The following is a 23,821-nucleotide window of genomic DNA, read 5'->3' on the forward strand; positions in this document are numbered from 1 at the left end:
ACGCGCCAGAACCATGAGCGCGCCCTTCAGCCCCGCCTGGTGGCTCCCCGGCCCGCACCTGCAAACGCTGTGGGGCACCTTCTGCCGGCATCGCCCCGACCTACAGCGCGAGCGCGAACGGTTGTGGCTGGACGACGGTGATTTCCTCGATATCGACTGGCATGGCCCGCACACGGCCGACGCGCCCCTGGTGCTGGTCCTGCACGGCCTGACCGGCTCGTCCTCTTCGCATTACGTGCTCGGCCTGCAACAGCGCCTGGCCGCCCAGGGCTGGGCCAGCGCCGCGCTGAACTGGCGCGGCTGCTCCGGCGAGCCCAACCTGTTGCCGCGCGGCTATCACTCGGGCGTCAGCGAGGACGTGCTGCACGCCATCGCCCACCTGCAACGCAAACGGCCACTGGCGCCGCTGTACGCGGTGGGCTACTCACTGGGTGGCAACGTGTTGCTCAAGTACCTGGGGGAAACCGCCGACCGCTCCGGCCTGCAAGGCGCCGTCGCGGTGTCGGTGCCGTTTCGCCTGGATCACTGCGCCGACCGCGTCGACCAGGGCTTTTCCAAGGTCTACCAGCGGCACTTCATCCGCAGCCTGGTCGCCTATGTCCGCGACAAGCGCATGCGCCTGGCCGAACAAGGCCAGGCCGAGCACGTCGAGTCCCTCGACCGCCTGGGTTCACTGGAGGGCATGCGCACGTTCTGGGATTTCGATGGACGCTTCACCGCGCCGCTGCATGGCTACGTCGATGCCGACGACTACTACCGGCGCGCCTCCAGCCGCTATTACCTGGACCGCATCGCCACGCCGACGCTGATCATCCAGTCCCGCGACGACCCGTTCGTCTTCCCCCACAGCGTGCCCACGGCCGATGAGCTGTCGCCCAGCACCGAGCTGGAGTTGCACGCCAGGGGTGGACATGTCGGTTTCGTCGGTGGGCGCCTGGGCCGGCCGCGCTATTACCAGGAAGAACGGATCGGCGCGTGGCTGCAGGCCACGCGTTAGCCGGCGACGGCTCAACCCTCGGCCTTGCCCGCCTTGGCAAACGCCATCACCACCTCACGCACGATCTTGCGCTGGCTTGGCGCCAGGTTGATGAACGCTTCCAGCGTCTCGCGCTCCTGATAATTGAGGCGTTCCCAGGTCTCGCGATGCTCGGCGATGCGGTTCTGCAGTTCGGTGCCGTACTTCAACTGCTCCGGCGAGACCTTCAGCCATTCGGCCAGTACCAGCAGCTTTTCGTCGGTCGGCCAGGTTTCGCCACGTAACCAGCGACGCACGCCATGCAGGGTGACCTGGGTGCTGTAGCTGCGCAGATTGAATTCACGCTCGAGTACCGATGGCCTGGGCTCGTAGCCAGCCTGGCGCATGGCTTGCTGCAACCTCTCGGCGAATTGTGCTTTGACCTTTTCCATGGCGGCACGGTACGAGGACTCGCTCGCCACGGACGTGACCATCTGGTTACCCGATCAGCATTTGATATAGACTATTGGTTACGTAACTCGTGGTTAAGGTTCTATGCCTAAGTCGCTGCTGGAGCAACTCCCCGAAATCGTCGCCCGCGGGCGGCAGCTCGCCGAACGGATTCTGCAAAGCCTGGAAGGACGCCACCGGGTGAACCTGCAGACCCGCGAATGGGTGCTGCCTGCGCGCGACGTCCAGGTCGGCGACTGGATCGATCAGGCCTGCCGCCTGGATGCCCAGGCCGGCAGCGAGCAGGCCGAGTGGAGCAACCGCCTGATCTACGGCGACAACCTGCTGGCCATCGCCGCCCTGCTCGCCGGCGACGAAGGCACGCCGAGCCTGCGCGGCAAGGTCGACCTGATCTACATCGACCCGCCGTTCGACTCCAAGGCCGACTACCGCACCAAGGTCACCCTGCCCGGCGTCGAACTGGAGCAGCGGCCCACGGTGATCGAGCAGTTCGCCTACTCGGACACCTGGGCCGAGGGCACCGCCTCGTACCTGGCGATGATCACCCCGCGCCTGATCCTCATGCGCGAGCTGCTCAGCGACAGCGGCTCGATCTACGTGCACCTGGACTGGCACGTCGGCCACTACGTGAAGCTGGTGCTGGACGAGGTGTTCGGCAAGCACTGCTTCCAGAACGAGATCGTCTGGTGCTACCGCGAGGCGATCAACTCGACCAAGCGCTGGAACCGCAAGCACGACACCATCTACTTCTACAGCAAGCACCCCGAGCGCTTCACCTTCAACCCCGACGCGGTGCTGCAACCGCACGCGCCCTCGACCGTCGCCAAGTACCGCTACGAAGACGAGAAAGGCCGCTACCGCCTGATGGGCCGCGGCATCGTCGGCAGCCCGATCCAGTCGGCCCGCGACGTCGCCCCGGAATGGGAAAAGACCCACCCGGAACTGGTCTATCGCCACTACCTGCGCGGCGGTACCTACGCCGTCGACTACTGGGTGATCGACGCCCTCAACCAGGTCGCCAAGGAGCGCCTGGGCTATGCCACGCAGAAGCCCGAGGCCATCCTCGAACGCATCCTCAAGGCCTCGACCAACCCCGGCGACCTGGTCGCCGACTTCAACGGCGGCTCCGGCACCACCGCCGCCGTGGCCGAACGCATGGGCCGCCGCTGGATCACCAGCGACCTGGGCAAGCCGGCCTGCATGATCATGCGCAAGCGGCTGATCGACCAGAACACCAGGCCATTCCTCTACCAGGCCATCGGCGACTACCAGATCGAAGCGGCGAAGAGCAGCCTGGGGCGCAATTTCCGCATCGGCGACCTGTCGGGCATCGTCCTCTCGCTGTATGGCGCGCAGCCACTGCCGGCCGAGGACAACCCGCTGCGCAATCTCGGCGCCATCACCGGCGGCGGGCACAAGACCCTGGTGCTGGCCGACTCGCCGAACAAACTCACCGGCGTCGCCACCCTGAACAAGGCCATCGCCCTGCGCGACAACCTGCTCGGCGGCTGGGACCGCGTGGTGGTGCTCGGTTGGAACTTCGAGCCGGCCATCGGCCAGAGCATCAGCGCCCTCGCCGACGAGCGCCTGGAAGTGCTGGTGATCCCGCCCGACCTGCTCGACCGCCTGCGCAAGAAAGGCAACAGTATCGAGAAACTGCGCAACGGCCTGCGCTTCTCCAGCCTGCAATACCTGACCACGCACCCGATCACGCGCCAGCGCACCGCAGCCGGCGAGCGCCTGCACATCAGGCTGGCCAACTACGTGCTGCTGTCGCCCGAGGCGATCAACCTCGACGAGACCAACCGGGAAAAACTCCAGCGCGTCATGAACAAGGAACCGCTGGCGCTGATCGAGTACTGGGCGGTCGACCCGGACTACGACGGCGACGTGTTCCGCTCGGTCTGGCAGGACTACCGCGGCAACAGCGCCAATGACGACGACCCGCTGCGGGTGGTCAGCGAGGCGCGCGTGGACGTGCCACACAAGGCTGGCGAACGGCGGGTCTGCGTGCGGGTCGTCGACGTCTTCGGCTTCGAGGCCGAAGTGATCCGGCTCGTCACGGAGGACGTCGCATGAGCGTCCTCGCCGAGGCCCTGACCCGCCGCACCGAGGCCCTCTGCGTCGGCCTGGAGCAGGGCGTGGCCGAGGTGTTCGAGCAGGTCACGCCGACCACCGGCCACCTGCTGCGCTGGTGGTTCGGCGAAGAGGCCGTGCAGGCGCGCCAGGGCCTCAACTTCCACCCCGGGCAGCGCCAGGCCATCCTCAATGCCATCGTCGCCCACGAAGTCCTGGGCAGCACCGACCTGCTCGACCTGCATCGCCAACTGTGCGCCGAGACGCTGCACGACGACGAACTGCTGCGCGAGCTGAACCGGGCCAAGCACGCCTACCCCAAGTACTGCATGAAGATGGCCACCGGCACGGGCAAGACCTGGGTGCTGCAGGCGCTGCTGGTGTGGCAGATGCTGAACAAGAGCGCCGCGCTGGACGAAGGCCGCGACGACCCGCGCTTCACCCGCCACTTCCTCATCGTCGCGCCTGGGCTGATCGTCTACGAACGCCTGCTCGACGCCTTCCTCGGCAAGGAGCGGGAAAGCGCTGGCGGCGACCGCTCGCGCGACTTCGCCAGCGCCGACGTCGCCCGTTATGCCGAGCTGTTCGTGCCGCCGCCGCATCGCGAGCGCGTCCAGCAGTTCGTGCGCGGCAACACCTGCGAGAAGCAGGACATCGGCCTCAAGGTCACCGGCAACGGCCTGCTCGCCCTCTGCAACTGGCACCTGCTGGCCGATGCCGAGGACGAGCAGGAGGACGCCGAGGCGATGCACGCCCCGGCCCTGGCCGCCGAGCCCTCGACCGTGGCCTATTCGGTACTGCCGCTGGTGCCTGGCAAAACCACCGGCAACAGCCTCGACGTACTGGATCGGCGCCACACGCGCGGCAACGTCCTGGCCTTTCTCGCCAGGTTGCCGGACCTGATGGTGTTCAACGACGAGGCCCACCACATCCATGAGCTCAAGCGCGTCGGCGACAGCGACGAGGTGGAATGGCAGAAAAGCCTGACGCGCATCGCCATGACCAAGGGCCGGCGCTTCGTCCAGGTCGACTTCTCCGCCACGCCCTACAACGACCTCGGCAGCGGCAGGAACAGGCGCAAGGTGTACTTCCCGCACATCATCGTCGACTTCGACCTCAAGCAGGCGATGCGCCTTGGCCTGGTCAAGTCCCTGGTGCTCGACCAGCGCCGCGAGATCGGCGCCCTGCCCCTGGCGTTCAAGGCCGAGCGCGACGCGGACGGCAACGTCAGCCTCTGCGACGGCCAGCGCATCATGCTGCGCGCCGGCCTGCACAAGCTGCGCACGCTGGAACGGGACTTCGCCCGCATCGACCCGGATCGCCAGCCGAAGATGCTGGTGGTCTGCGAAGACACCACGGTGTCGCCGCTGGTCGCGCGCTTCCTGCAGGACGAAGGCCTGCACGCAGACGACGTGCTCACGGTCGACTCTGGCAAGAAGGCCGAACTCGGCGAAAAAGCCTGGGCAGCGATTCGCCAGCGCCTGTTCAACGTCGACCGCCACAGCCAGCCACGGGTGATCGTCAGCGTGCTGATGCTGCGCGAGGGCTTCGACGTCAACAACATCTGCGTGATCGTGCCGCTGCGTTCGAGCCAGGCGCAGATCCTCCTCGAACAGACCATCGGCCGCGGCCTGCGCCTGATGTGGCGCGCGCCGGAGTTCGCCGACATCAAGCGCGAGAACCGCGAGCGCATCAACGCCGGGCAGGAACCGGGCAGCCTGATCGACATCCTCTCCATCGTCGAGCACCCGGCCTTCCAGGGCTTCTACGACGAACTGATGGAGGAAGGCCTGGTCGGCGTCAGCGGCGGCGACGACGGCACCCGCAGCACCGGCGACCTGATCCCAGCCGAGCTGCGCGACGGTTACGCGGCCTACGACTTCGCCATTCCGTTCATCCTGCGCGAGGCGCAGGAAAGCCTGGAATTCACGCCAATCGCCATCGACCAATTGCCGCCCTTCACCGCCATGAGCCTGGCCGGGCTCAGCGGGCTGCTGGGCAAGGGTGAGGTCTTCACCTCCCACGACCTGCAGAGCGCCACCCTGTTCGGCGACTACCGGGTCGACGGCGCGGTGTTGGACGTCAGAGGCTACAACGAGCTGCTGTCGCGCCTGACCCGGCGCATCGGCCAGGCCCTCAGCCAACCGCTGCCCAGGGGCAACAGGATCGCCCGGCACCTGGCCAACCCTTACCTGCAGATCGGCACCGTGCAACTGGCCTCGGCCCTCGACGACTACATCCGCGAGCGCCTGTTCGGCGAAGCCTTCGAGCCCTTCATCGACGAAGGCTGGCGCCTGCTTCTGCTGCAACCGGTGATCGGGCACCTCATCAAGGTCTTCGCCCTGGCCCTGGTCCGCGCTGAAGAACGGCCCGTGATCGGCAGCAGCGAAGTGCGCCATCGCCGCCTGTCCGAGGTCCGTCGGCTGATGGTCCGCGAGAGCGCTTCGCTGGCGGTCGCCAAGTGCATCTACGAGCGCCTGCCCTACCCCGCGCGCAACGGCGGCCTGGAACAAGCCTTCATCGAATGGGCCAACGAAGACGCGGCGGTGCTGGCCTTCTGCAAGATCAGCGAGAACCGCCACGACTTCGCCCGCCTGCGCTACGTCAAGGAAGACGGCCTGCCGGCCTTCTACTGCCCGGACTTCCTGGTGCGCACGGTGGACGCCATCTACCTGGTGGAAACCAAGGCCCAGCAGCAGCTCAGCCACCCCAACGTGCAGCGCAAGCTCAAGGCAGCGAGCACCTGGTGCGAACGGATCAACGCGCTCGCTCCGCAGCAGCGGGCGCACCTGCCGTGGCGCTACGCCTTGGTCGGCGAAGCACTGTTTTACGACTGGCGTGGCAACGGCGCCCGCCTGGCCGACCTGCTGGCGTTCTCGCGCATCAGGCCGACGGCCTCGGCCAGCGCCCAGGGCACGCTGGAACTGTAGAAACGCGCAACGATCAAACCCGATGCAACAGACATGGAGGCTGGAACGATGAGCAACACGGAAGAACGCAGCAGGGCCTTGGCCATACGCACCCTGGAGGTTTTGCAGCAACTGATCATCAGGGTGAACGACCCCGAGGCCCGTGGGCGCCTGCGGGAGCGCCAGATTCGCCTGGAAGAACGTCTCAAGCGCTCGCGCTGAGCACGGGCCGCGCAGGGCGCAGGGCGATCAGCGCCCACCGTGCGCGCCCTCGACTTGGCCCATGGCGGGGTGCTGCGCTACCATCCGACTCCCCATCGGCCCCACCAGGACGCCAGCATGAATCGAGTCTTATACCCGGGCACCTTCGACCCCATCACCAGGGGCCATGGCGACTTGGTGGAGCGTGCGTCGCGCCTGTTCGATCAGGTGGTCATCGCCGTCGCCGCCAGCCCGAAGAAAAACCCGCTGTTCTCCCTGGAACAACGCGTCGAGCTGGCCCGCGAGGTCACCAAGCATCTACCCAACGTAGAAGTGGTGGGCTTCTCCACCCTGCTGGCGCACTTCGTCAAGGAGCAGGGCGCCAACGTGCTGCTGCGCGGCCTGCGCGCGGTGTCCGATTTCGAATACGAATTCCAGCTGGCCAACATGAATCGCCAGCTGGCGCCGGATGTGGAGAGCCTGTTTCTCACCCCCTCGGAAAAGTACTCCTACATCTCCTCGACCCTGGTGCGCGAGATCGCCAACCTGGGCGGCGACATCAGCAAGTTCGTCCACCCGGCGGTCGCCGAAGCGCTGCACGAACGCCTGAAACGCTGAGTCCAAGCGCGCGGGGGATGCCGCGCCAGAGGCATCCCCCAGTCGGCTCGGTTGGCGTGGAGAGGGACAATCCGGCACAATTCACTCCCAATCGATTGTTGAACGTGTCGAAGCCAACCGCTTCGGCAGGAGTGTTCCATGTCCCTCAAGATCACCGACGACTGCATCAGCTGCGATGTCTGCGAGCCCGAGTGCCCGAACGGTGCGATTTCCGCGGGCGATGAGATCTACATCATCGATCCGGGCCTGTGCACCGAGTGCGTGGGCCACTACGACGAGCCGCAGTGCCAGCAGGTCTGCCCGGTCGATTGCATCCCCCTCGACGAAGAGCGGGTGGAGAGCAAGGACGAACTGATGCAGAAGTACCTGATCATCACCGCCAAGGCGTAACGGCGAACCCGAGGGTTCGGACGAGGTCAACACACTGCCTTCGCCCTCTGGGCATTACCTGCATTCCGACAACGGTAACAGGACCTCCCCGTGCTCAAGACGCTCGTCACCACCCTGTTCTGCCTGACGCTGGCCTGTACGGCCCACGCCTCCAGCAAACCCGAACACCCCGCCGTAGCCACCGCCCACCCGGCCGCCACCGTCGCCGGCCTGGAGACCCTGGCCATGGGCGGCAATGCCTTCGACGCAGCGGTGGCCATCAGCGCCGCCCTGGCAGTGGTCGAACCTTACGGCTCCGGCCTGGGCGGTGGTGGGTTCTTCCTCCTGCGCACGGCGGGCGATCAACCCGGCTACCGCTTTCTCGATGCCCGCGAAAAGGCCCCCCAGGCTATCGACAGCGAGCGCTACCGCCAGAACGGCACGGTCCAGCGCGACCGGCTGCTCAACGGTCCGCTCGCTGCCGCCATCCCTGGCCTGCCCGCGGCCCTGGTGGCGTTGGCCGAGCGCTACGGCACGCTGCCCCTGAGCGACTCCCTGGCCCCGGCGATTCGCCTGGCCCGCGATGGCGTGTCCTACGACCGGGTCTACCGCGAGCGCGCCGAACTGCGCCTGCAAGCCCTGCGCAAGGACCCGGAAAGCGCCCGCCTGTTCCTCGACAAGGACGGCAACGTACCTGAACTGCTCGGCCTGCTGCGCCAGCCGGAACTGGCTCGCACCCTCGAAGCGATCGCCCGCGATGGCCGCGCCGGCTTCTACACCGGGGAGACGGCGAACACGTTGCTCAAGGGCGTGCAAGCCAAAGGCGGCGTCTGGAGCGCCAGGGACCTGGCCGACTACCAGGTGGTCGAACGGCAGCCACTGCGCGTCATGCTGGACCAAGGCCGCGAGCTGATCGGCGCGCCGCCACCTTCGGCCGGTGGCGTGGCCCTGGCACAGAGCCTGGTCATGTTGCAGCACCTGCCGTGGCAACAGGCCCAACCCGTGCAGCGCGCCCACTATGTGCTGGAAACCCTGCGCCGCGCCTACCGTGATCGCGGCCAGTTGGGCGACCCCGATTTCGTGCGCAATCCACTGGCGCAACTGCTCGACCCGGACTATCTGCGCAGCCTTGCCGCTGGCATCGACCCAACCAAGGCGACGCCAAGCGCCAGCCTGCCACCCAGCCCGGCCTGGCGCGAAGGCGACCACACCACTCACTTCACCGTGCTCGATCGCGAGGGCAATGCCGTCGCCGCCACCCTGTCGATCAACCTGCCGTTCGGCGCGGCCTTCACCGTCCCCGGTACGGGCGTGATCCTCAACAACGAGATGGACGACTTCGCCGCCGACCTGCAAGGCAGCAACGCCTACGGCTTAAAGGGTGCGGAAGCCAACGCCGTCGCCGGCGGCAAGCGCCCCTTGTCGAGCATGAGCCCGACCTTCATCGAAAGCGCCGACGCGCTGGCCAGCTTCGGCACGCCGGGCGGCAGCCGCATTCCCAGCATGGTGCTGCTGGCGATCCTCGATTACCTGGATGGCCGGCCGGTCGCCCAATGGCCGGCGACCCGACGCTTCCACCATCAGTACCTGCCCGACATCGTCGAATACGAGCCAGGCGCCTTCAGCGCCGCGCAGCTCGACGACCTGCGGGCACGCGGTTATCAGGTGAAGGAAGTGCAACGTGGCTTCGGCAACCAGCAGGTCCTGCTCTGGAACAAACGCAGCGGTCACGTCCAGGCGGCCAGCGATCCGCGCGGGATCGGCCTGGCGCAATAAGCTGGAGCCGCGCTTACCGATCCGCTCTTTTATAGCCCGACTCGGTGCAGCCCAGGCAGCGAACGAAAGCCGCGGCCCCAGGCTCGACCACCAGCGCATGGCCCGCCTCGCCAATGTTGCCGCCTGCTGCGCTGAACGGCAGGGTGACGACGAACAGGCCGGCGCCGACCACGGTGGCGAAGATCAGCGCCGGGCGGGCGATGAGCAGGTCACCGATCATGGTGTAGGCCTTGGGCGCCTCGACGTCGTACTCGGGGTTGCCGCTGGTGTTTTCAGACGCCATGGCAAAGTTCGACAGGGTCAACAGGCCGGTGGAGATCGCCAGAGCGGCGGCCAGGGTACGGAACGGATTCATGACGGCGGTCCTTCGTTATTAGGGGGTGTACGGCAGATGCGAGTAACTATAACAGCGCCATGGCGATTGTCAGCGTGAACCCGGTCAATGCTGGAGATTGTCGGCGCCTTCTTACCAACGGGATACGAAGGCTGCCAGGTGTTTTGTCAGCACCGCGCCAAACAGCTAGCGCTGGCACTTCGGGCAGAACACGCTCGCCCGCTGCCCCAGCTTGATTTCGCGCAGGCCCGCGCCACAGGTCTTGCAGAATGCACCGCCACGCCCGTAGACGAACAGTTCCTGCTGGAAGTAGCCCGGCTGGCCATCGCCTCCGACGAAATCGCGCAAGGTGGTGCCGCCCCGCTCGATGGCATGGGCGAGGATGCGCTTGATCTCCTGGCTCAGGCGCTCGTAGCGCGCGCTGGACACCGTGCCCGCCTCGCGGCGCGGATCGATCCCGGCGGCGAACAACGCCTCCGAGGCGTAGATGTTGCCGACGCCGACCACCACCGCGTTGTCCATGATGAATGGCTTGATCGCCATCGAACGGCCCCGCGACATCCGGTAGAGACGCGCGCCATCGAAGGCATCGGTCAGCGGCTCGGGGCCGAGCCTGACCAGCAGTTCGTGGTTGAGCGGGTCCTGGCTCCACAACAACGCGCCGAAGCGGCGCGGATCGGTGTAGCGCAGCGCCATGCCCGACTCCAGCTCGATGTCGACGTGCTCGTGCTTGGCCGCCGGAAGACCGGCCTCGACCAGGCGCAGGCTGCCAGACATGCCCAGGTGGCCGATCAGGGTGCCGCTCTCGGCCTTCATCAGCAGGTACTTGGCGCGCCGCTCGACGGTCTCGATGCGCTGCCCGGACAAGCGCACGTCCAGATCCTCGGGAATCGGCCAGCGCAGCCGGCGCTCACGCACCACCACGCGCGTGACGCGCTGGCCTTCGAGGTGAGGCGCGATCCCGCGACGGGTGGTTTCGACTTCGGGTAGTTCAGGCATTCGGGCGGCTCTGCATGGGTGAGAAGAAGGGCGGCTAGCCTGCCCCGAGGTCGTGGATGGTTTCCTTGAGCGTCTGGAAGTCGTAGTCGGACAGCCCGACGTAGTCGAGCACCAGATGGCGGATCGACGCCCACTCGTGGTCCTGCTCCTGGTTGCCGAGCACCTGGAAGCAACCGCAGATGTGCTCGGCCATCTTGAGAATGGCCAGCAGGTTCTTCAGTTGCGCGTCCTTGCCGTTGTCATCGGTGAACACGGCGAGGGCGTTGTGGTGGTTGGCGATGGCCTCGCACAGGTGCAACGGCAGGTTCCACGACTTGGCGGTGAAGTAGCCGACCACCGCGTGGTTGGTATTGAGCAGGCGGTTCTCGGTGTCGACCACGCGCCACTCGGCGCCCGCGCTGAAGTAAGCCTCCTCCAGCACGGTCATGTACTGCGGGAAGCGCTTGAGCATCAGCGGGATGCCGCAGTTGTGGAACAGGCCCAGGGTGTAGGCCTCGTCCACCGCCTCGCAGCCGATGCGCTTGGCCAGGGTCAGGCAGGTCATGGCCACGTCCTGGGCGGTGTCCCAGAAGCGGTTGAGGGTGACGATGGTCTCGTCACTCATCTCCCCCCTGATCGACAGCGCGTTGATCATGTTGATCACCGAGCGGCTGCCGAGCAGGTTGACCGCGCGCTGGATCGAGCTGACCTTGTTGGCCAGGCCGAAATAGGGCGAGTTGACGATTTTCAACAAGGCACCCGAGAGGCCTGGGTCCTGGCTGATCAGCTTGGCGATGGTTTTCAGGTCCGGATTGGGCATGACCTGCTCCATCTGCAGGTCGACCATGATCTGCGGTTGGGGCGGCACGCTGATGCCTTGCAAAACCTGCTGGATCTGCTCGGCGGTGAGTTCTTGGGCCATGACGGACAACAACGAAAAGGAGAGGGGTTGGCAGTCTACCGCCGAAGCACGCCGTCAAACAGAGACAACGTTGCCACCTCAGACCGTGTGAAAACTACTGCGCTCGGTCATGCGGCGTTAAAAAACGGCTCAAAATGCTCATTTACAGCTCGTAAACTGCGCTTTTTCGCCGTTTTGCGGGGGCGCCTAGCCCTTGCCTGACCTTCGCTCGCTACGTTTTCACACGGTCTGACCTGGCGCGTTTTCCTCCAGCTGCCCTCGTCTCGGCGATGCTAGAATCCGCCCCCTTTACCCTTCGGAGCCGCCCATGTCCCTGCCCAGCCTGCGCCTCAAAGCCAATGCCGACCGCCGGTTGCGCGCCGGCCACCTGTGGGTCTACAGCAACGAGATCGATGTAACCGCCACGCCGCTGAACGCCTTCCAGGCCGGCGACCAGGCGCTTCTCGAAGCGGCGGGCGGCAAGCCGCTGGGTATCGTCGCCCTGAGCCCGAACAACCTGATCTGCGCGCGCCTGCTGTCGCGCGACGTCAAGCATGTGCTGGACAAGTCGCTGCTGGTGCACCGCCTCAACGTCGCCCTGAGCCTGCGCGAGCGCCTGTTCGACAAGCCGTTCTACCGCCTGGTCTATGGCGACTCCGACCTGCTGCCAGGGCTGGTTGTCGATCGTTTCGGCGACATCCTCGTGGTGCAACTGGCCTCGGCGACCATGGAGCGGCACAAGGATGACGTGCTGGCGGCCCTGGTCCAGGTGCTCAAGCCCAGCGGCATCCTGTTCAAGAACGACTCCTCGGCCCGCGATGCGGAAGGCCTGGAGCGCTATGTCGAGACGCCTTTCGGCGTGGTCCCGGAGTGGGTCGCCCTGGAAGAGAACGGGGTGAAGTTCGAAGCACCGGTGCTGGCAGGCCAGAAGACCGGCTGGTTCTATGACCACCGCATGAACCGCGCGCGCCTGGCACCCTACGTCAAGGGCAAGCGCGTGCTCGACCTGTTCAGCTACATCGGTGGCTGGGGCGTGCAGGCGGCCGCGTTCGGCGCCAGCGAAGTGTTCTGCGTCGACGCCTCCGGCTTCGCCCTCGACGGCGTGGAGCGCAACGCGACGCTCAACGGCTTCGCCGAGAAGGTCACCTGCGTGGAAGGCGACGTGTTCGCCGCGCTGCGTGAACTCAAGGCGGCCGAAGAGCGCTTCGACGTGATCGTCGCCGACCCGCCCGCCTTCATCAAGCGCAAAAAGGACATCAAGAACGGCGAGGCCGCCTACCGGCGCCTCAACGAAGCCGCCATGCGCATGCTCAACAAGGACGGCATCCTGGTCAGCGCCTCCTGCTCCATGCACCTGGAAGAAGACCACCTGCAGAACATCCTGCTGACCAGCGCCCGCCACCTGGATCGCAATATCCAGCTGCTCGAACGCGGCGCCCAGGGCCCGGACCATCCGGTGCATCCGGCCATCGCCGAGACCCGCTACATCAAGAGCCTGACGGTGCGCCTGCTGCCCAACGCCTGATCGGGGCACGGCGCAAGATCGCGCCCCTCCAGACCCCGTGCAGGGGCGCTTGCGGCGTCGATCAGCCGTTATTGCCTTGCAGACGCTCCAGCTCCTGGGCGTACAGCGCGTCGAAGTTCACCGGGGCGAGCATCAGCGCCGGGAACGAACCGCGAGTGACCAGGCTGTCCAGCGCTTCACGGGCGTACGGGAACAGCAGGTTCGGGCAGAACGCGCCGAGGGTGTGGCTCATGGAATCGGCGTCCAGGCCCTTGATCAGGAAGATACCGGCTTGCTGGACTTCGGCGATGAAGGCGGTTTCTTCGCCGTTCTTGACGGTGACCGAGAGGGTCAGCACGACTTCGTGGAAGTCACCTTCGAGGGCTTTCTGCTTGGTGTTCAGGTCCAGCGCGACGCTCGGCGTCCACTCCTTGCGGAAGATCTCCGGGCTCTTCGGCGCCTCGAAGGACAGGTCGCGCACGTAGATGCGCTGCAGGGAGAATTGCGGGCCTTGTTGCTCCGCGCCGTTGTTCGCTTGTTCAGTCATGGCTACGTCTTCTTCAGGTTTCGAAAAGGTTGATCAGTCTTGCAACAATGCGTCGAGCTTGCCGGCGCGCTCCAGGGCGTAGAGGTCATCGCAACCGCCCACATGCCGGTCGTCGATCCAGATCTGCGGCACCGAGGTACGTCCGGCCTTCTGCGCCATCTGCGCGCGGACCTGGGGCTGACCGTCGACCTTGATCTCGTCGAAGGCCACATCCTTGCTCTCGAGCAGTTGCTTGGCGCGGATGCAGAACGGGCACCAGTCGCTGGAATAGATGACGACCTTGGCCATGTCACTTCACCACGGGCAGGTTTTCGCTGCGCCAGGTGCCGATGCCGCCACTGAGCTTGGCGGCGTTGAAGCCGGCCTTCTTCAGCTCGCCGGCGGCACTGCCGGCCTGCTGGCCGGCGGCGTCGACCACGATGAGGGTCTTGGCCTTGTGCTTCTCCAGCTCGACGGTGCGGCTGGCCAGTTTGTCGAACGGGATGTTGATCGCGCCGACGATGTGGCCGGTGGCGAAATCCTGCTTGCTGCGGATATCCAGCACCACGCCTTGCTCACTGTTGACCAGGGCGGTCAATTCGCGGGTCGACAGGCTCTTGCCGCCCTTGCGCAGCTCGGTGAGCAGGAGAAGCACGAGCAGAATGACGAAGGCGCCAGTCAATACGTAGTGATTTATGGCGAATTGAATCAGGTGGTCCAGCATCGCGGGGTTCCAGGACGGTAAAATGCCGGCCAGTATACACAGCCCCGCCAGCACTGAGCAGACGGCATCATTACGGCACATCGGTCAGGTCAAAATAAACCAAGCAGCGGATTTCTGGTCCTATCGATCAGTCTTCGATGCCTGTTTTTAACGACGCCGGCCAAGCGCAGTAGTTTTCATTCCGCCTGAAACGTAAACTGCCCAGCCCTTTTTGAATCCTACGTACAGCGAGCCAGCTTCCATGAGTGCAACGCCCAAACCCCTGGTGCTGATCATCCTCGATGGCTTCGGCCACAGCGACAGCCCCGACTCCAACGCCATCCTCGCCGCCAAGACCCCGGTCTACAACCGCCTGCTGGCCAGCCAGCCGCACGGTGTCATCTCCGGCAGCGGCATGGACGTCGGCCTGCCGGACGGCCAGATGGGCAACTCCGAAGTCGGCCACATGAACCTTGGCGCCGGGCGCGTGGTGTACCAGGACTTCACCCGGGTGACCAAATCCATCCGCGACGGCGAGTTCTTCGACAACCCGGTGATCGGCGCGGCGGTGGACAAGGCCGTTGGCGCCGGCAAGGCCGTGCACATCCTCGGCCTGCTGTCCGACGGCGGCGTGCACAGCCACCAGGACCACATCGTCGCCATGGCCGAGCTGGCCGCCCGTCGCGGTGCCGAGAAGATTTACCTGCACGCCTTCCTCGACGGCCGCGACACCCCGCCGAAAAGCGCCCAGCCCTCCCTGGAACTGCTCGACGCCACCTTCGCCAGGCTCGGCAAGGGCCGCATCGCCAGCATCGTCGGCCGCTACTTCGCCATGGACCGCGACAACCGCTGGGACCGCGTTGCCCAGGCCTATGAGCTGATCGCCAGCGGCAGCGGCCTGTTCAACGCCGAATCCGCGGTGGCCGGCCTGGAAGCCGCCTACGCCCGTGGCGAGAGCGACGAGTTCGTCAAGGCCACCACCCTCGGCGCGCCGGTGCAGGTGGAAGACGGCGACGCCGTGGTGTTCATGAACTTCCGCGCCGACCGCGCCCGCGAGCTGACCCGCGCCTTCGTCGAGCCCGGCTTCGATGCCTTCGTCCGTAGCCGCGTGCCGCAACTGGCCGGCTTCGTCATGCTGACCCAGTACGCGGCGACCATTCCGGCGCCCAGCGCCTTCGCCGCCGGTTCGCTGAGCAACGTGCTCGGCGAGTACCTGGCCAACAACGGCAAGACCCAACTGCGCATCGCCGAGACCGAGAAGTACGCCCACGTGACCTTCTTCTTCTCTGGCGGCCGCGAAGAGCCGTTCCCCGGCGAAGAGCGCATCCTGATCCCGTCGCCGAACGTCGCCACCTACGACCTGCAGCCGGAAATGAGCGCGCCGGAAGTCACCGACAAGATCGTCGACGCCATCGACAACCAGCGTTACGACGTGATCGTGGTCAACTACGCCAACGGCGACATGGTTGGCCACACCGGTGTGTTCGAGGCGGCCGTGGCCGCGGTCGAGTGCCTGGACACCTGCATCGGGCGCATCGTCGACGCCCTGGAGCGGGTCGGCGGCGAGGCACTGATCACCGCCGACCACGGCAACGTCGAGCAGATGGAAGACGAAACCACCGGCCAGGCCCACACCGCCCACACCTGCGAGCCGGTCCCCTTCATCTATGTCGGCAAGCGTTCGCTGAACATCCGCGAGGGCGGCGTGCTGGCCGACGTGGCACCGACCCTGCTGACCCTGATGGGCCTGCCGGTTCCCGAGGAAATGACCGGCACCTCGATCGTCGAGCTGAACTAAGCGGCGAGCTGGCAGCGGCAAGTAGGAGCGGACGCCTTTACTTGTCGCTTGCAGCTTGTAGCTGCTTTTTTAGGCATACTAGCCGCGTCATTCGCACAGGTGACCGTCAGACCCATGTTCCGCGCCCTCTCCCTGATCCTTCTCTGCGGCTTGTTCGCAGGCGGCGCCGTTGCCGATGAAAAGGCCGAAGCCCAGAAACAGCTCGATGCCGCGCGCGGCGATGTCGCCGAATTGAAGAAGCTGCTCGACCAGTTGCAGAAAGAAAAATCCGGCGTCCAGAAAGACCTCAAGCGCACCGAGACCGAAATGGGCGATCTCGAGAAGCAGGTCAAAGGCCTGCAGAAAGACATCGACGAGAACGAAAAAGAGCTGCAACGCCTCGACCAGGAGAAAAAAAAACTCCAGCAGTCGCGCCTTGAACAGCAAAAACTGATCGCCATCCAGGCCCGCGCGGCCTACCAGGGTGGCCAAAAGGAGCCGTTACGGCTGTTGCTCAACCAGCAGCAGCCGGAAAAGTTCTCCCGCACCCTCACCTACTATGACTACCTCGGCAAGGCCCGGGTCGAGCAGTTGAACACCTTCAACGAGACCCTGCGGCAACTGGCCAACGTCGAGAACGACATCAACACCCAGAAGAACCAGCTCCTCGAACGCAAGGACATGCTCGACAGCCAGCGTGAAGAGCTGGCGTCGGTGCGCAAGGAGCACCAACTGGCGCTGGCCAAGCTGAACAAGGAATACAGCGGGCGCGACGCCAAGCTCAAGGCGCGTCAGCAGGACCAGGCCGAACTCGGCCGGGTGCTCAAGACCATCGAGGAAACCCTCGCCCGCCAGGCCCGTGAAGCCGAAGAGGCGCGGCGCCTGGCCAGGCTCGAACAGGAACGCGCCGCCCAGGCTCAGGCCCAGCGCAATGCCGCCACGAGCGCGCCGCGCAAAACACCGACGCCCACCAGCGGGCCGCTGGTCTCGGGCGCTGGCGCGTCCTACGGCGGTCCGTTCGCCCAGGCCAAGGGCAAGTTACCGTGGCCGGTCGACGGTCGCCTGGTAGCGAGATATGGAACCCAGCGCGGCGATGACGCTCGTAGCAAATGGGACGGCGTACTGATCAGCGCGGGCGCCGGCAGCCGGGTGCGAGCCGTACACGGCGGGCGCGTGGTGTTCGCCGACTGGCTGCGTGGCGCCGGGCTGCTGGTGATCGTCGATCATGGCAATGGTTACCTGAGCCTGTACGGGCACAATCAGAGCCTGCTCAAGAGCGCGGGAGACATCGTCAAGGCGGGGGATGCGATCTCCACCGTCGGCACCAGCGGTGGCCAGGACACGCCAGCGTTGTACTTCGCGATTCGTCAGCAAGGCCGTCCGAGCGATCCGGCACAATGGTGCCGCGCGCAGGGATAAGCGCGAAATCTAATCTTCCGGGAGTCAGTACATGCCGCACCTTCGCCGTCTCACCCCTCTCGCCCTGGCCCTGGGTCTGTTCGCCGGCAGCCCGTTCGCGCTCGCCGCGCCCGAACAGGCGGAGCCAGCGGCGGCGACCGGCAAGGCGCCGCTACCGCTCGACGAGTTGCGCACCTTCGCCGAGGTGATGGATCGCATCAAGTCGGCCTATGTCGAGCCGGTGGACGACAAGACCCTGCTGGAGAATGCGATCAAGGGTATGCTCAGCAACCTCGACCCGCACTCCGCCTATCTTGAGCCGGAAGCCTTCGCCGAGCTGCAGGAAAGCACCAGCGGCGAGTTCGGCGGCCTGGGTATCGAAGTCGGCCAGGAAGACGGTTTCCTCAAGGTGGTCACGCCGATCGACGACACCCCGGCCTCGCGCGCCGGCATCCAGCCCGGCGACCTGATCATCAAGATCGACGACCAGCCGACCAAGGGCGTGTCGCTGACCGAGGCCGTGGACAAGATGCGTGGCAAGGCCGGCAGCAAGATCAAGCTGACCCTGGTGCGCGAAGGCGGCCAGCCGTTCGACGTGACCCTCGAACGCGCGGTGATCAAGGTCAAGAGCGTGAAGAGCCAGTTGCTGGAGAACGGCTACGGCTACATCCGCATCACCCAGTTCCAGGTCAATACCGGCGACGAAGTCGGCAAGGCCCTGGCCAAGCTGCGCAAGGACAACGGCAAAAAACTGCAAGGCCTGGTGCTGGACCTGCGCAACAACCCGGGCGGCGTGCTGCAATCCGCAGTGGAGGTGGCCGACCACTTCCTGACCAAGGGCCTGATCGTCTACACCAAGGGCCGCATCGCCAATTCCGAGCTGCGCTTCTCCGCCGACCCGGCCGACGCCAGCGAAGGCGTGCCACTGGTGGTGCTGATCAACGGCGGCAGCGCCTCGGCCTCGGAAATCGTCGCCGGCGCCCTGCAGGACCACAAGCGCGGTGTGCTGATGGGCACCGACAGCTTCGGCAAGGGCTCGGTGCAGACCGTGCTGCCGCTGAACAACGACCGCGCCCTGAAGCTGACCACCGCGCTGTACTTCACCCCCAATGGTCGCTCGATCCAGGCCCAGGGCATCGTTCCGGACATCGAGGTGGCCCGCGCCAAGGTGACCCGCGAGCAGGACAACGAGAACCTCAAGGAAGCCGACCTGCTTGGCCACCTGGGCAACGGCAATGGCGGCGAAGACAAGCCGAGCAGCAAGAAAGCCAAGGCCAGCCCGCGCCCGCAGGACGACGACTACCAGTTGAGCCAGGCGCTGAACCTGCTCAAGGGCCTCAACGTCACACGCAAGGAATAGCAACCGTCGCCCCAGGCTGGGCCTACAGCGTTTTGCCCACGTTCAAGCGACATTCGGGCGCGATGCCCGAATGTCGCCCGGGTCGATCACGCCAGGGGAGACGGCAGGGAAACGCGCCTCACCACTTCTCGATCACGGTCTTGGCGTCCCAAGCCTGCAACGGCTCCTTCGACCAGGAGCCATAACCGGCGTTGGGGAAGACGATCCATTGTGCCCCCCACTTGTCCGCTTCCTCGTCGACCACGGCGCGTTGCTGCGGCAGCGGCGTCTTGCGGAAGCGCCCATCGAAGTCGTGCAGGCTGTCGCCCAGCAGCATCACGATCTGGTAATCCTTGGCGACCAGGGCACGGCGCTCGACCTTGGGCGGGCCGAGCAGCAGCACGCTTTGCGCGCTGACCTGCGGCAGGCCGAGTTTCTTCAGCGTGGCCAGGGTCGCGTCCTTTTGCTCGTCCGAGCGGTCCGACACATAGCGGATGGTGACGCCCAGGCTGTCGGCATGCTCGAAGAAGCGCTTCGCTCCGGGAATCAGGGTTGGCTCGCCGTCACGCTCCCAGGGCAGCCAGGTATCCCAGCTGTCGTAGGTGTGGCAGTTGGCGAGGTCGCGCGCCAGCAGCGCGGAGTTGTCGATCACGGTTTCGTCGACGTCGGTGACGATGGCCAGCTTGGCCGGGTCCTTCGCCGCCGCGACGGCCGCGTCCAGCTTCAGCGTGGCCATGTTATAGGCCTGCAATTGCAGGGCACGGACTTCAGCCGACTGCTGCTGGTAACGCAGTGCCATGGTGAATTCGGCGACCGGGCATTCGCCCTTGCCTGCTCCGGCGTCCTCGGCGAACGCACTCGGCAGGCTCACTACCGACGCCATGAATACAACGGGCAAACAGGCCAACCTGCTGGTCTTGCTCATGAAGGTCACTCCGCGGTGATGGACATATCTGGCGATGGCAAGCCGATCCAGCGTGCACACGTTGGATCGCCACCGAAAGAGGAATACTAGGAACGCCAGCGGCGCAGCCACTGTCCAGTGAGCGACGTGGACATAGTCCAGACAGTCAGTGATTTGCCTGGCAGCGACATGGGCAAGCCAAACCGACCGGTCAGGCGCAGGGCAGATCGTCCTTCGCTGATGTGAGACCTGTCGCCGCTCTAGGCCGGCAATGCCAGCTCGACCCCCAGCTTGCGCGACAGGCACGGCCAGTTGCGCCAGGCGGAGACGACCTGCGGGTCGCTGAGCTTAGCCCGATAATCCTGCACCGATTGCTGCTCGAACACCCGCTCGTCGAGCATCCCTTCCAGGGCATGGTGGGCCGCTTCGTCGAGCTGATTGGCAAACGGTTCGCCGATCAACTGGTGGGCGATCAGGTTGGCCACGGTGGTATCGAAGGGAATCAGCGGCTGGCCCAGGTGGGCGATATAGCGGTCGTTGACCTCTTCGACCAGGCGGTGTGCCAGGTAGGCCTCGTCGAGCAGGGCGTCGAGGCCTTCGTGGCTGTCCACCAGGCTTGGCGGGCTGAGAAAGAAATGCTCGGCGACCTTCAGCACGGGCTTGATCTGCGCCTCGATCCCGGCATCGCGGGCCACGCTGTTGGCCGCGTCGAGCACGTCCGGCACTTCTTCTATATAGGCGGCGACGAAACGTGCCAGCACACCGGCGGCATCGTCTTCAGGCAAACGGATGGTGGGGTGCAAGCGATCGAGCTGGACGCGCAGCAGGCGGTCCAGATGGCCGGTGCTGGCTTCATGGGCCTGGGCACGCTGGATGAGTTCGCGCAAGGCGACGGTATTCATGAACATTCCCCCAGTGGGCAAACGAAGCATTGAACTTAGCCGCGTTGGATGTCCTGCTAAGAACGGTTTCTCATAAGTGCCATCATTTTATGCCATCAGTGCTGGGCGCACCGCAAAATCGATCACGAAACCCGCATAAAGACTGCCCCAAAGCCACGAACGGCGCCTAACACCTGTTAATTGTGTGGTGATTGGCCCTGGCTATACTCGAACTCGCAAGGCGTGAACCTGATAGAGCCGGATAGCCGGCGGACATAACAAGAACAAGCGGGGGACCCGCGATGATGCGACATCCACGAGCCTGGATGGGCGTGTTGCCGTTGCTGGCATCCGAGTCGGCATACGCGGCCTGGACGGTGAACATGACGCCCGGCGCCACCGAGGTCAGCCGGACGGTGTTCGACCTGCACATGACGATCTTCTGGATCTGCGTGGTCATCGGCGTGATCGTCTTCGGCGTGATGTTCTGGTCGATGCTGATCCACCGCCGCTCCACCGGCCAGCAGGCATCCAACTTCCACGAAAGCACCACGGTGGAAATCCTCTGGACCGTCGTGCCGCTGGTGATCCTGGTCGCCATGGCGGTGCCGGCCACGCGCACGCTGATCAACATCTACGACACCAGCGAGTCGGACGTGGACATCCAGGTCACCGGCTACCAGTGGAAGTGGCACTACAAGTACCTGGGCCAGGACGTCGAGTACTTCAGCAACCTGGCCACGCCCGCCGAGCAGATCCACAACGAAGCCGACAAGGGCGAGCATTACCTGCTGGAAGTGGACGAGCCGCTGGTGCTGCCGGTGGGCGCCAAGGTGCGCTTCCTGATCACCTCCGCCGACGTGATCCACTCCTGGTGGGTGCCGGCGCTGGCGGTGAAGAAGGACGCGATTCCCGGCTTCGTCAACGAATCCTGGACGCGCATCGAACGCCCCGGCCTGTATCGCGGCCAGTGCGCCGAGCTGTGCGGCAAGGACCACGGTTTCATGCCCATCGTGGTCGAGGCCAGGAGCCAGGCCGACTATGAAAGCTGGCTGGCCGAGCGCAAGGCCGAGGCCGCCAAGCTCAAGGAACTGACGGGCAAGGAGTGGACCCTCGACGAACTGGTCGCCCACGGCGACAAGGTCTACCACCGCACCTGCGCGGCCTGCCACCAGGCCGAGGGCCAGGGCCTGCCGCCGATGTTCCCGGCGCTCAAGGGCTCGAAGATCGTCACCGGGCCGAAGGACGCGCACCTGAGCATCGTCTTCCACGGCAAGCCGGGCACCGCCATGGCCGCCTTCGGCAAGCAGCTGTCCGAGGTGGATATCGCCGCCGTGGTCACCTACGAACGCAACGCCTGGGGCAATGACAAGGGCGACATGATCACGCCCAAGGATGTGCTCGCCCTGAAACATGCGGAGGGCCAATGACATGAGCGCCGTGATCGACAGCCACCACGACGACCATCCCCATGGCCCGCCCAAGGGCCTGATGCGCTGGGTGCTGACCACCAACCACAAGGATATCGGCAGCCTGTACCTGTGGTTCGCCTTCAGCATGTTCCTGCTTGGCGGCTCGTTCGCCATGGTCATCCGTGCCGAACTGTTCCAGCCGGGGTTGCAGATCGTCGAACCGGCGTTCTTCAACCAGATGACCACCATGCACGGCCTGATCATGGTCTTCGGCGCGGTGATGCCGGCCTTCGTCGGCCTGGCCAACTGGATGATCCCGCTGATGATCGGCGCGCCGGACATGGCCCTGCCAAGAATGAACAACTTCAGCTTCTGGCTGCTGCCGGCGGCCTTCGGCCTGCTGGTCAGCACCCTGTTCACGCCCGGCGGCGGGCCGAACTTCGGCTGGACCTTCTATGCGCCGCTGTCGACCACCTACGCACCGGAGAGCGTGACCTTCTTCATTTTCGCCATCCACCTGATGGGCATCAGCTCGATCATGGGCGCGATCAACGTGATCGCGACCATCCTCAACCTGCGCGCGCCGGGCATGACCCTGATGAAGATGCCGCTGTTCGTCTGGACCTGGCTGATCACCGCCTTCCTGCTGATCGCGGTGATGCCGGTGCTGGCCGGCTGCGTGACCATGATGCTGATGGACATCCACTTCGGCACCAGCTTCTTCAATGCGGCCGGTGGTGGTGACCCGGTGCTGTTCCAGCACGTGTTCTGGTTCTTCGGCCACCCCGAGGTGTACATCATGATCCTGCCGGCCTTCGGCGCGGTCAGCGCGATCATCCCGACCTTCTCGCGCAAGCCGTTGTTCGGCTACACCTCGATGGTCTACGCCACGGCGAGCATCGCCTTCCTGTCGTTCATCGTCTGGGCGCACCACATGTTCGTGGTCGGCATTCCGCTGGTGGGCGAGCTGTTCTTCATGTACGCGACCATGCTCATCGCCGTGCCGACCGGGGTGAAGGTGTTCAACTGGGCGACCACCATGTGGCGCGGCTCGCTGAGCTTCGAGGCGCCGATGCTGTTCGCCGTGGCCTTCGTCATCCTGTTCACCATCGGCGGCTTCTCCGGGCTGATGCTGGCCATCGCCCCGGCGGACTTCCAGTACCACGACACCTACTTCGTGGTCGCCCACTTCCACTACGTGCTGGTGCCCGGCGCGATCTTCGGCATCTTCGCCTCGGCCTATTACTGGCTGCCGAAATGGACCGGGCACATGTACGACGAGGTGCTGGCCAGGTTGCACTTCTGGATGAGCTTCGTGGGCATGAACCTGGCGTTCTTCCCCATGCACTTCGTCGGCCTGGCCGGCATGCCTCGACGCATCCCGGACTACAACCTGCAGTTCGCCGACTTCAACATGGTCTCGTCGATTGGCGCCTTCACCTTCGGCGCCACCCAGTTGCTGTTCCTGTTCATCGTCATCAAGTGCATCCGTGGCGGCAAGCCCGCGCCGGCCAAGCCCTGGGACGGCGCCGATGGGCTGGAGTGGAGCGTCCCCTCGCCCGCGCCCTACCACACCTTCAGCACCCCGCCGGAGGTGAAATGAACGCCTCGACCGTAGGGTGGATGACGCCCTTTTCATCCACCATCGCGGCGTTGCGGTGGACAGGTGAGGCGTCGTCCACCCTACGAACAGCGGTGTTGTCGTGTCCTACCTCGCGCCTACGAAAAACACGCAATCCAACCCATGCCGCGTATGTAGGGTGGATGACGCTCTTTTCATCCACCATCG

The 23,821-nt window shown here is 65.3% G+C and carries 22 protein-coding genes; 13 read left to right on the plus strand and 9 right to left on the minus strand.

Annotation, left to right across the window (positions count from 1 at the left end):
- Positions 1 to 13: 13 nt before the first annotated feature.
- The gene (locus ACSZPK_RS01395) at positions 14 to 997 is read left to right on the plus strand and encodes a hydrolase (protein ID WP_437879612.1); all 984 of its coding nucleotides are present in this window, start codon (positions 14 to 16) and stop codon (positions 995 to 997) included.
- 11 nt (positions 998 to 1,008) lie between these two features.
- On the opposite strand, the gene ACSZPK_RS01400 is transcribed toward ACSZPK_RS01395, so the two are convergent.
- Complete coding sequence (locus ACSZPK_RS01400; RefSeq protein ID WP_437879613.1) at positions 1,009 to 1,449, minus strand: transcriptional regulator; 441 nt, start codon at positions 1,447 to 1,449, stop codon at positions 1,009 to 1,011.
- 61 nt (positions 1,450 to 1,510) lie between these two features.
- Here ACSZPK_RS01400 and ACSZPK_RS01405 point away from each other — a divergent pair, with 61 nt between their 5' ends.
- From ACSZPK_RS01405 to ggt, 6 genes are all read left to right on the plus strand, one after another.
- Positions 1,511 to 3,505: a site-specific DNA-methyltransferase gene (locus ACSZPK_RS01405; RefSeq protein WP_437879614.1), complete on the plus strand. Its 1,995-nt coding sequence runs from the start codon at positions 1,511 to 1,513 to the stop codon at positions 3,503 to 3,505.
- Positions 3,502 to 6,432 (plus strand): DEAD/DEAH box helicase family protein, encoded by a 2,931-nt coding sequence (locus tag ACSZPK_RS01410; RefSeq protein ID WP_437879615.1) that lies wholly within the window; start codon positions 3,502 to 3,504, stop codon positions 6,430 to 6,432. The genes ACSZPK_RS01405 and ACSZPK_RS01410 overlap by 4 nt, the downstream gene beginning before the upstream one ends.
- A 48-nt stretch (positions 6,433 to 6,480) precedes the next feature.
- Entirely contained in the window at positions 6,481 to 6,633 is a 153-nt protein-coding gene (locus tag ACSZPK_RS01415; RefSeq protein WP_437879616.1) for a hypothetical protein, read from the plus strand.
- 117 nt (positions 6,634 to 6,750) lie between these two features.
- The gene (gene coaD, locus ACSZPK_RS01420; RefSeq protein ID WP_437879617.1) at positions 6,751 to 7,230 is read left to right on the plus strand and encodes a pantetheine-phosphate adenylyltransferase; all 480 of its coding nucleotides are present in this window, start codon (positions 6,751 to 6,753) and stop codon (positions 7,228 to 7,230) included.
- A gap of 138 nt (positions 7,231 to 7,368) precedes the next feature.
- Positions 7,369 to 7,620 carry a YfhL family 4Fe-4S dicluster ferredoxin gene (locus ACSZPK_RS01425; protein ID WP_437879618.1) on the plus strand — a complete coding sequence of 84 codons (252 nt, stop codon included), beginning with the start codon at positions 7,369 to 7,371 and terminating at the stop codon, positions 7,618 to 7,620.
- A gap of 90 nt (positions 7,621 to 7,710) precedes the next feature.
- On the plus strand, positions 7,711 to 9,375 hold the full coding sequence (gene ggt, locus ACSZPK_RS01430) for a gamma-glutamyltransferase (protein WP_437879619.1): 1,665 nt from the start codon (positions 7,711 to 7,713) through the stop codon (positions 9,373 to 9,375).
- A gap of 13 nt (positions 9,376 to 9,388) precedes the next feature.
- Here ggt and ACSZPK_RS01435 read toward each other — a convergent pair whose 3' ends face one another.
- The 3 genes from ACSZPK_RS01435 to ACSZPK_RS01445 form a co-directional block, all read right to left on the minus strand.
- Positions 9,389 to 9,730 (minus strand): multidrug transporter, encoded by a 342-nt coding sequence (locus ACSZPK_RS01435; protein WP_437879620.1) that lies wholly within the window; start codon positions 9,728 to 9,730, stop codon positions 9,389 to 9,391.
- A gap of 165 nt (positions 9,731 to 9,895) precedes the next feature.
- Positions 9,896 to 10,708, minus strand: coding sequence for a bifunctional DNA-formamidopyrimidine glycosylase/DNA-(apurinic or apyrimidinic site) lyase (gene mutM / locus ACSZPK_RS01440; RefSeq protein WP_437879621.1), 813 nt, complete (start codon positions 10,706 to 10,708; stop codon positions 9,896 to 9,898).
- A 34-nt stretch (positions 10,709 to 10,742) separates the two neighbouring features.
- A complete protein-coding gene (locus ACSZPK_RS01445; protein ID WP_437880256.1) occupies positions 10,743 to 11,555 on the minus strand; it encodes an HDOD domain-containing protein in 813 nt (270 codons plus the stop codon).
- A gap of 361 nt (positions 11,556 to 11,916) precedes the next feature.
- Here ACSZPK_RS01445 and ACSZPK_RS01450 point away from each other — a divergent pair, with 361 nt between their 5' ends.
- On the plus strand, positions 11,917 to 13,113 hold the full coding sequence (locus tag ACSZPK_RS01450) for a class I SAM-dependent rRNA methyltransferase (protein ID WP_437879622.1): 1,197 nt from the start codon (positions 11,917 to 11,919) through the stop codon (positions 13,111 to 13,113).
- A gap of 61 nt (positions 13,114 to 13,174) precedes the next feature.
- On the opposite strand, the gene secB is transcribed toward ACSZPK_RS01450, so the two are convergent.
- From secB to ACSZPK_RS01465, 3 genes are read right to left on the minus strand one after another with little or no spacing between them, the layout of a single operon-like run.
- Complete coding sequence (gene secB, locus ACSZPK_RS01455; protein WP_437879623.1) at positions 13,175 to 13,639, minus strand: protein-export chaperone SecB; 465 nt, start codon at positions 13,637 to 13,639, stop codon at positions 13,175 to 13,177.
- 33 nt (positions 13,640 to 13,672) lie between these two features.
- Positions 13,673 to 13,927 carry a glutaredoxin 3 gene (gene grxC / locus ACSZPK_RS01460; protein ID WP_437879624.1) on the minus strand — a complete coding sequence of 85 codons (255 nt, stop codon included), beginning with the start codon at positions 13,925 to 13,927 and terminating at the stop codon, positions 13,673 to 13,675.
- Between the two features lies 1 nt (position 13,928).
- Positions 13,929 to 14,342: a rhodanese-like domain-containing protein gene (locus tag ACSZPK_RS01465; RefSeq protein WP_437879625.1), complete on the minus strand. Its 414-nt coding sequence runs from the start codon at positions 14,340 to 14,342 to the stop codon at positions 13,929 to 13,931.
- A gap of 241 nt (positions 14,343 to 14,583) precedes the next feature.
- Between ACSZPK_RS01465 and gpmI the strand changes: the two genes are divergently transcribed.
- The 3 genes from gpmI (at position 14,584) to ACSZPK_RS01480 (ending at position 18,856) form a co-directional block, all read left to right on the plus strand.
- Positions 14,584 to 16,119 carry a 2,3-bisphosphoglycerate-independent phosphoglycerate mutase gene (gene gpmI / locus ACSZPK_RS01470; RefSeq protein ID WP_437879626.1) on the plus strand — a complete coding sequence of 512 codons (1,536 nt, stop codon included), beginning with the start codon at positions 14,584 to 14,586 and terminating at the stop codon, positions 16,117 to 16,119.
- A 114-nt stretch (positions 16,120 to 16,233) separates the two neighbouring features.
- Positions 16,234 to 17,517, plus strand: a complete 1,284-nt coding sequence (locus ACSZPK_RS01475; RefSeq protein WP_437879627.1) for a murein hydrolase activator EnvC family protein — start codon at positions 16,234 to 16,236, stop codon at positions 17,515 to 17,517.
- Positions 17,518 to 17,548: 31 nt separating this feature from the next.
- Entirely contained in the window at positions 17,549 to 18,856 is a 1,308-nt protein-coding gene (locus ACSZPK_RS01480) for a S41 family peptidase (protein ID WP_437879628.1), read from the plus strand.
- A gap of 118 nt (positions 18,857 to 18,974) precedes the next feature.
- On the opposite strand, the gene ACSZPK_RS01485 is transcribed toward ACSZPK_RS01480, so the two are convergent.
- Complete coding sequence (locus tag ACSZPK_RS01485) at positions 18,975 to 19,760, minus strand: 5'-nucleotidase, lipoprotein e(P4) family (protein WP_437879629.1); 786 nt, start codon at positions 19,758 to 19,760, stop codon at positions 18,975 to 18,977.
- Positions 19,761 to 19,999: 239 nt separating this feature from the next.
- Positions 20,000 to 20,641 (minus strand): hypothetical protein, encoded by a 642-nt coding sequence (locus tag ACSZPK_RS01490; protein WP_437879630.1) that lies wholly within the window; start codon positions 20,639 to 20,641, stop codon positions 20,000 to 20,002.
- Between the two features lie 281 nt (positions 20,642 to 20,922).
- Between ACSZPK_RS01490 and coxB the strand changes: the two genes are divergently transcribed.
- Together coxB and ctaD are read left to right on the plus strand one after the other, a co-directional pair.
- Entirely contained in the window at positions 20,923 to 22,050 is a 1,128-nt protein-coding gene (gene coxB, locus ACSZPK_RS01495; protein ID WP_437879631.1) for a cytochrome c oxidase subunit II, read from the plus strand.
- A 1-nt stretch (position 22,051) separates the two neighbouring features.
- Positions 22,052 to 23,635, plus strand: coding sequence for a cytochrome c oxidase subunit I (gene ctaD, locus ACSZPK_RS01500; RefSeq protein WP_437879632.1), 1,584 nt, complete (start codon positions 22,052 to 22,054; stop codon positions 23,633 to 23,635).
- Positions 23,636 to 23,821 lie beyond the last annotated feature (186 nt).

The sequence above is a fragment of the Pseudomonas sp. LRF_L74 genome (assembly GCF_965644255.1).
Lineage (GTDB): Bacteria > Pseudomonadota > Gammaproteobacteria > Pseudomonadales > Pseudomonadaceae > Aquipseudomonas.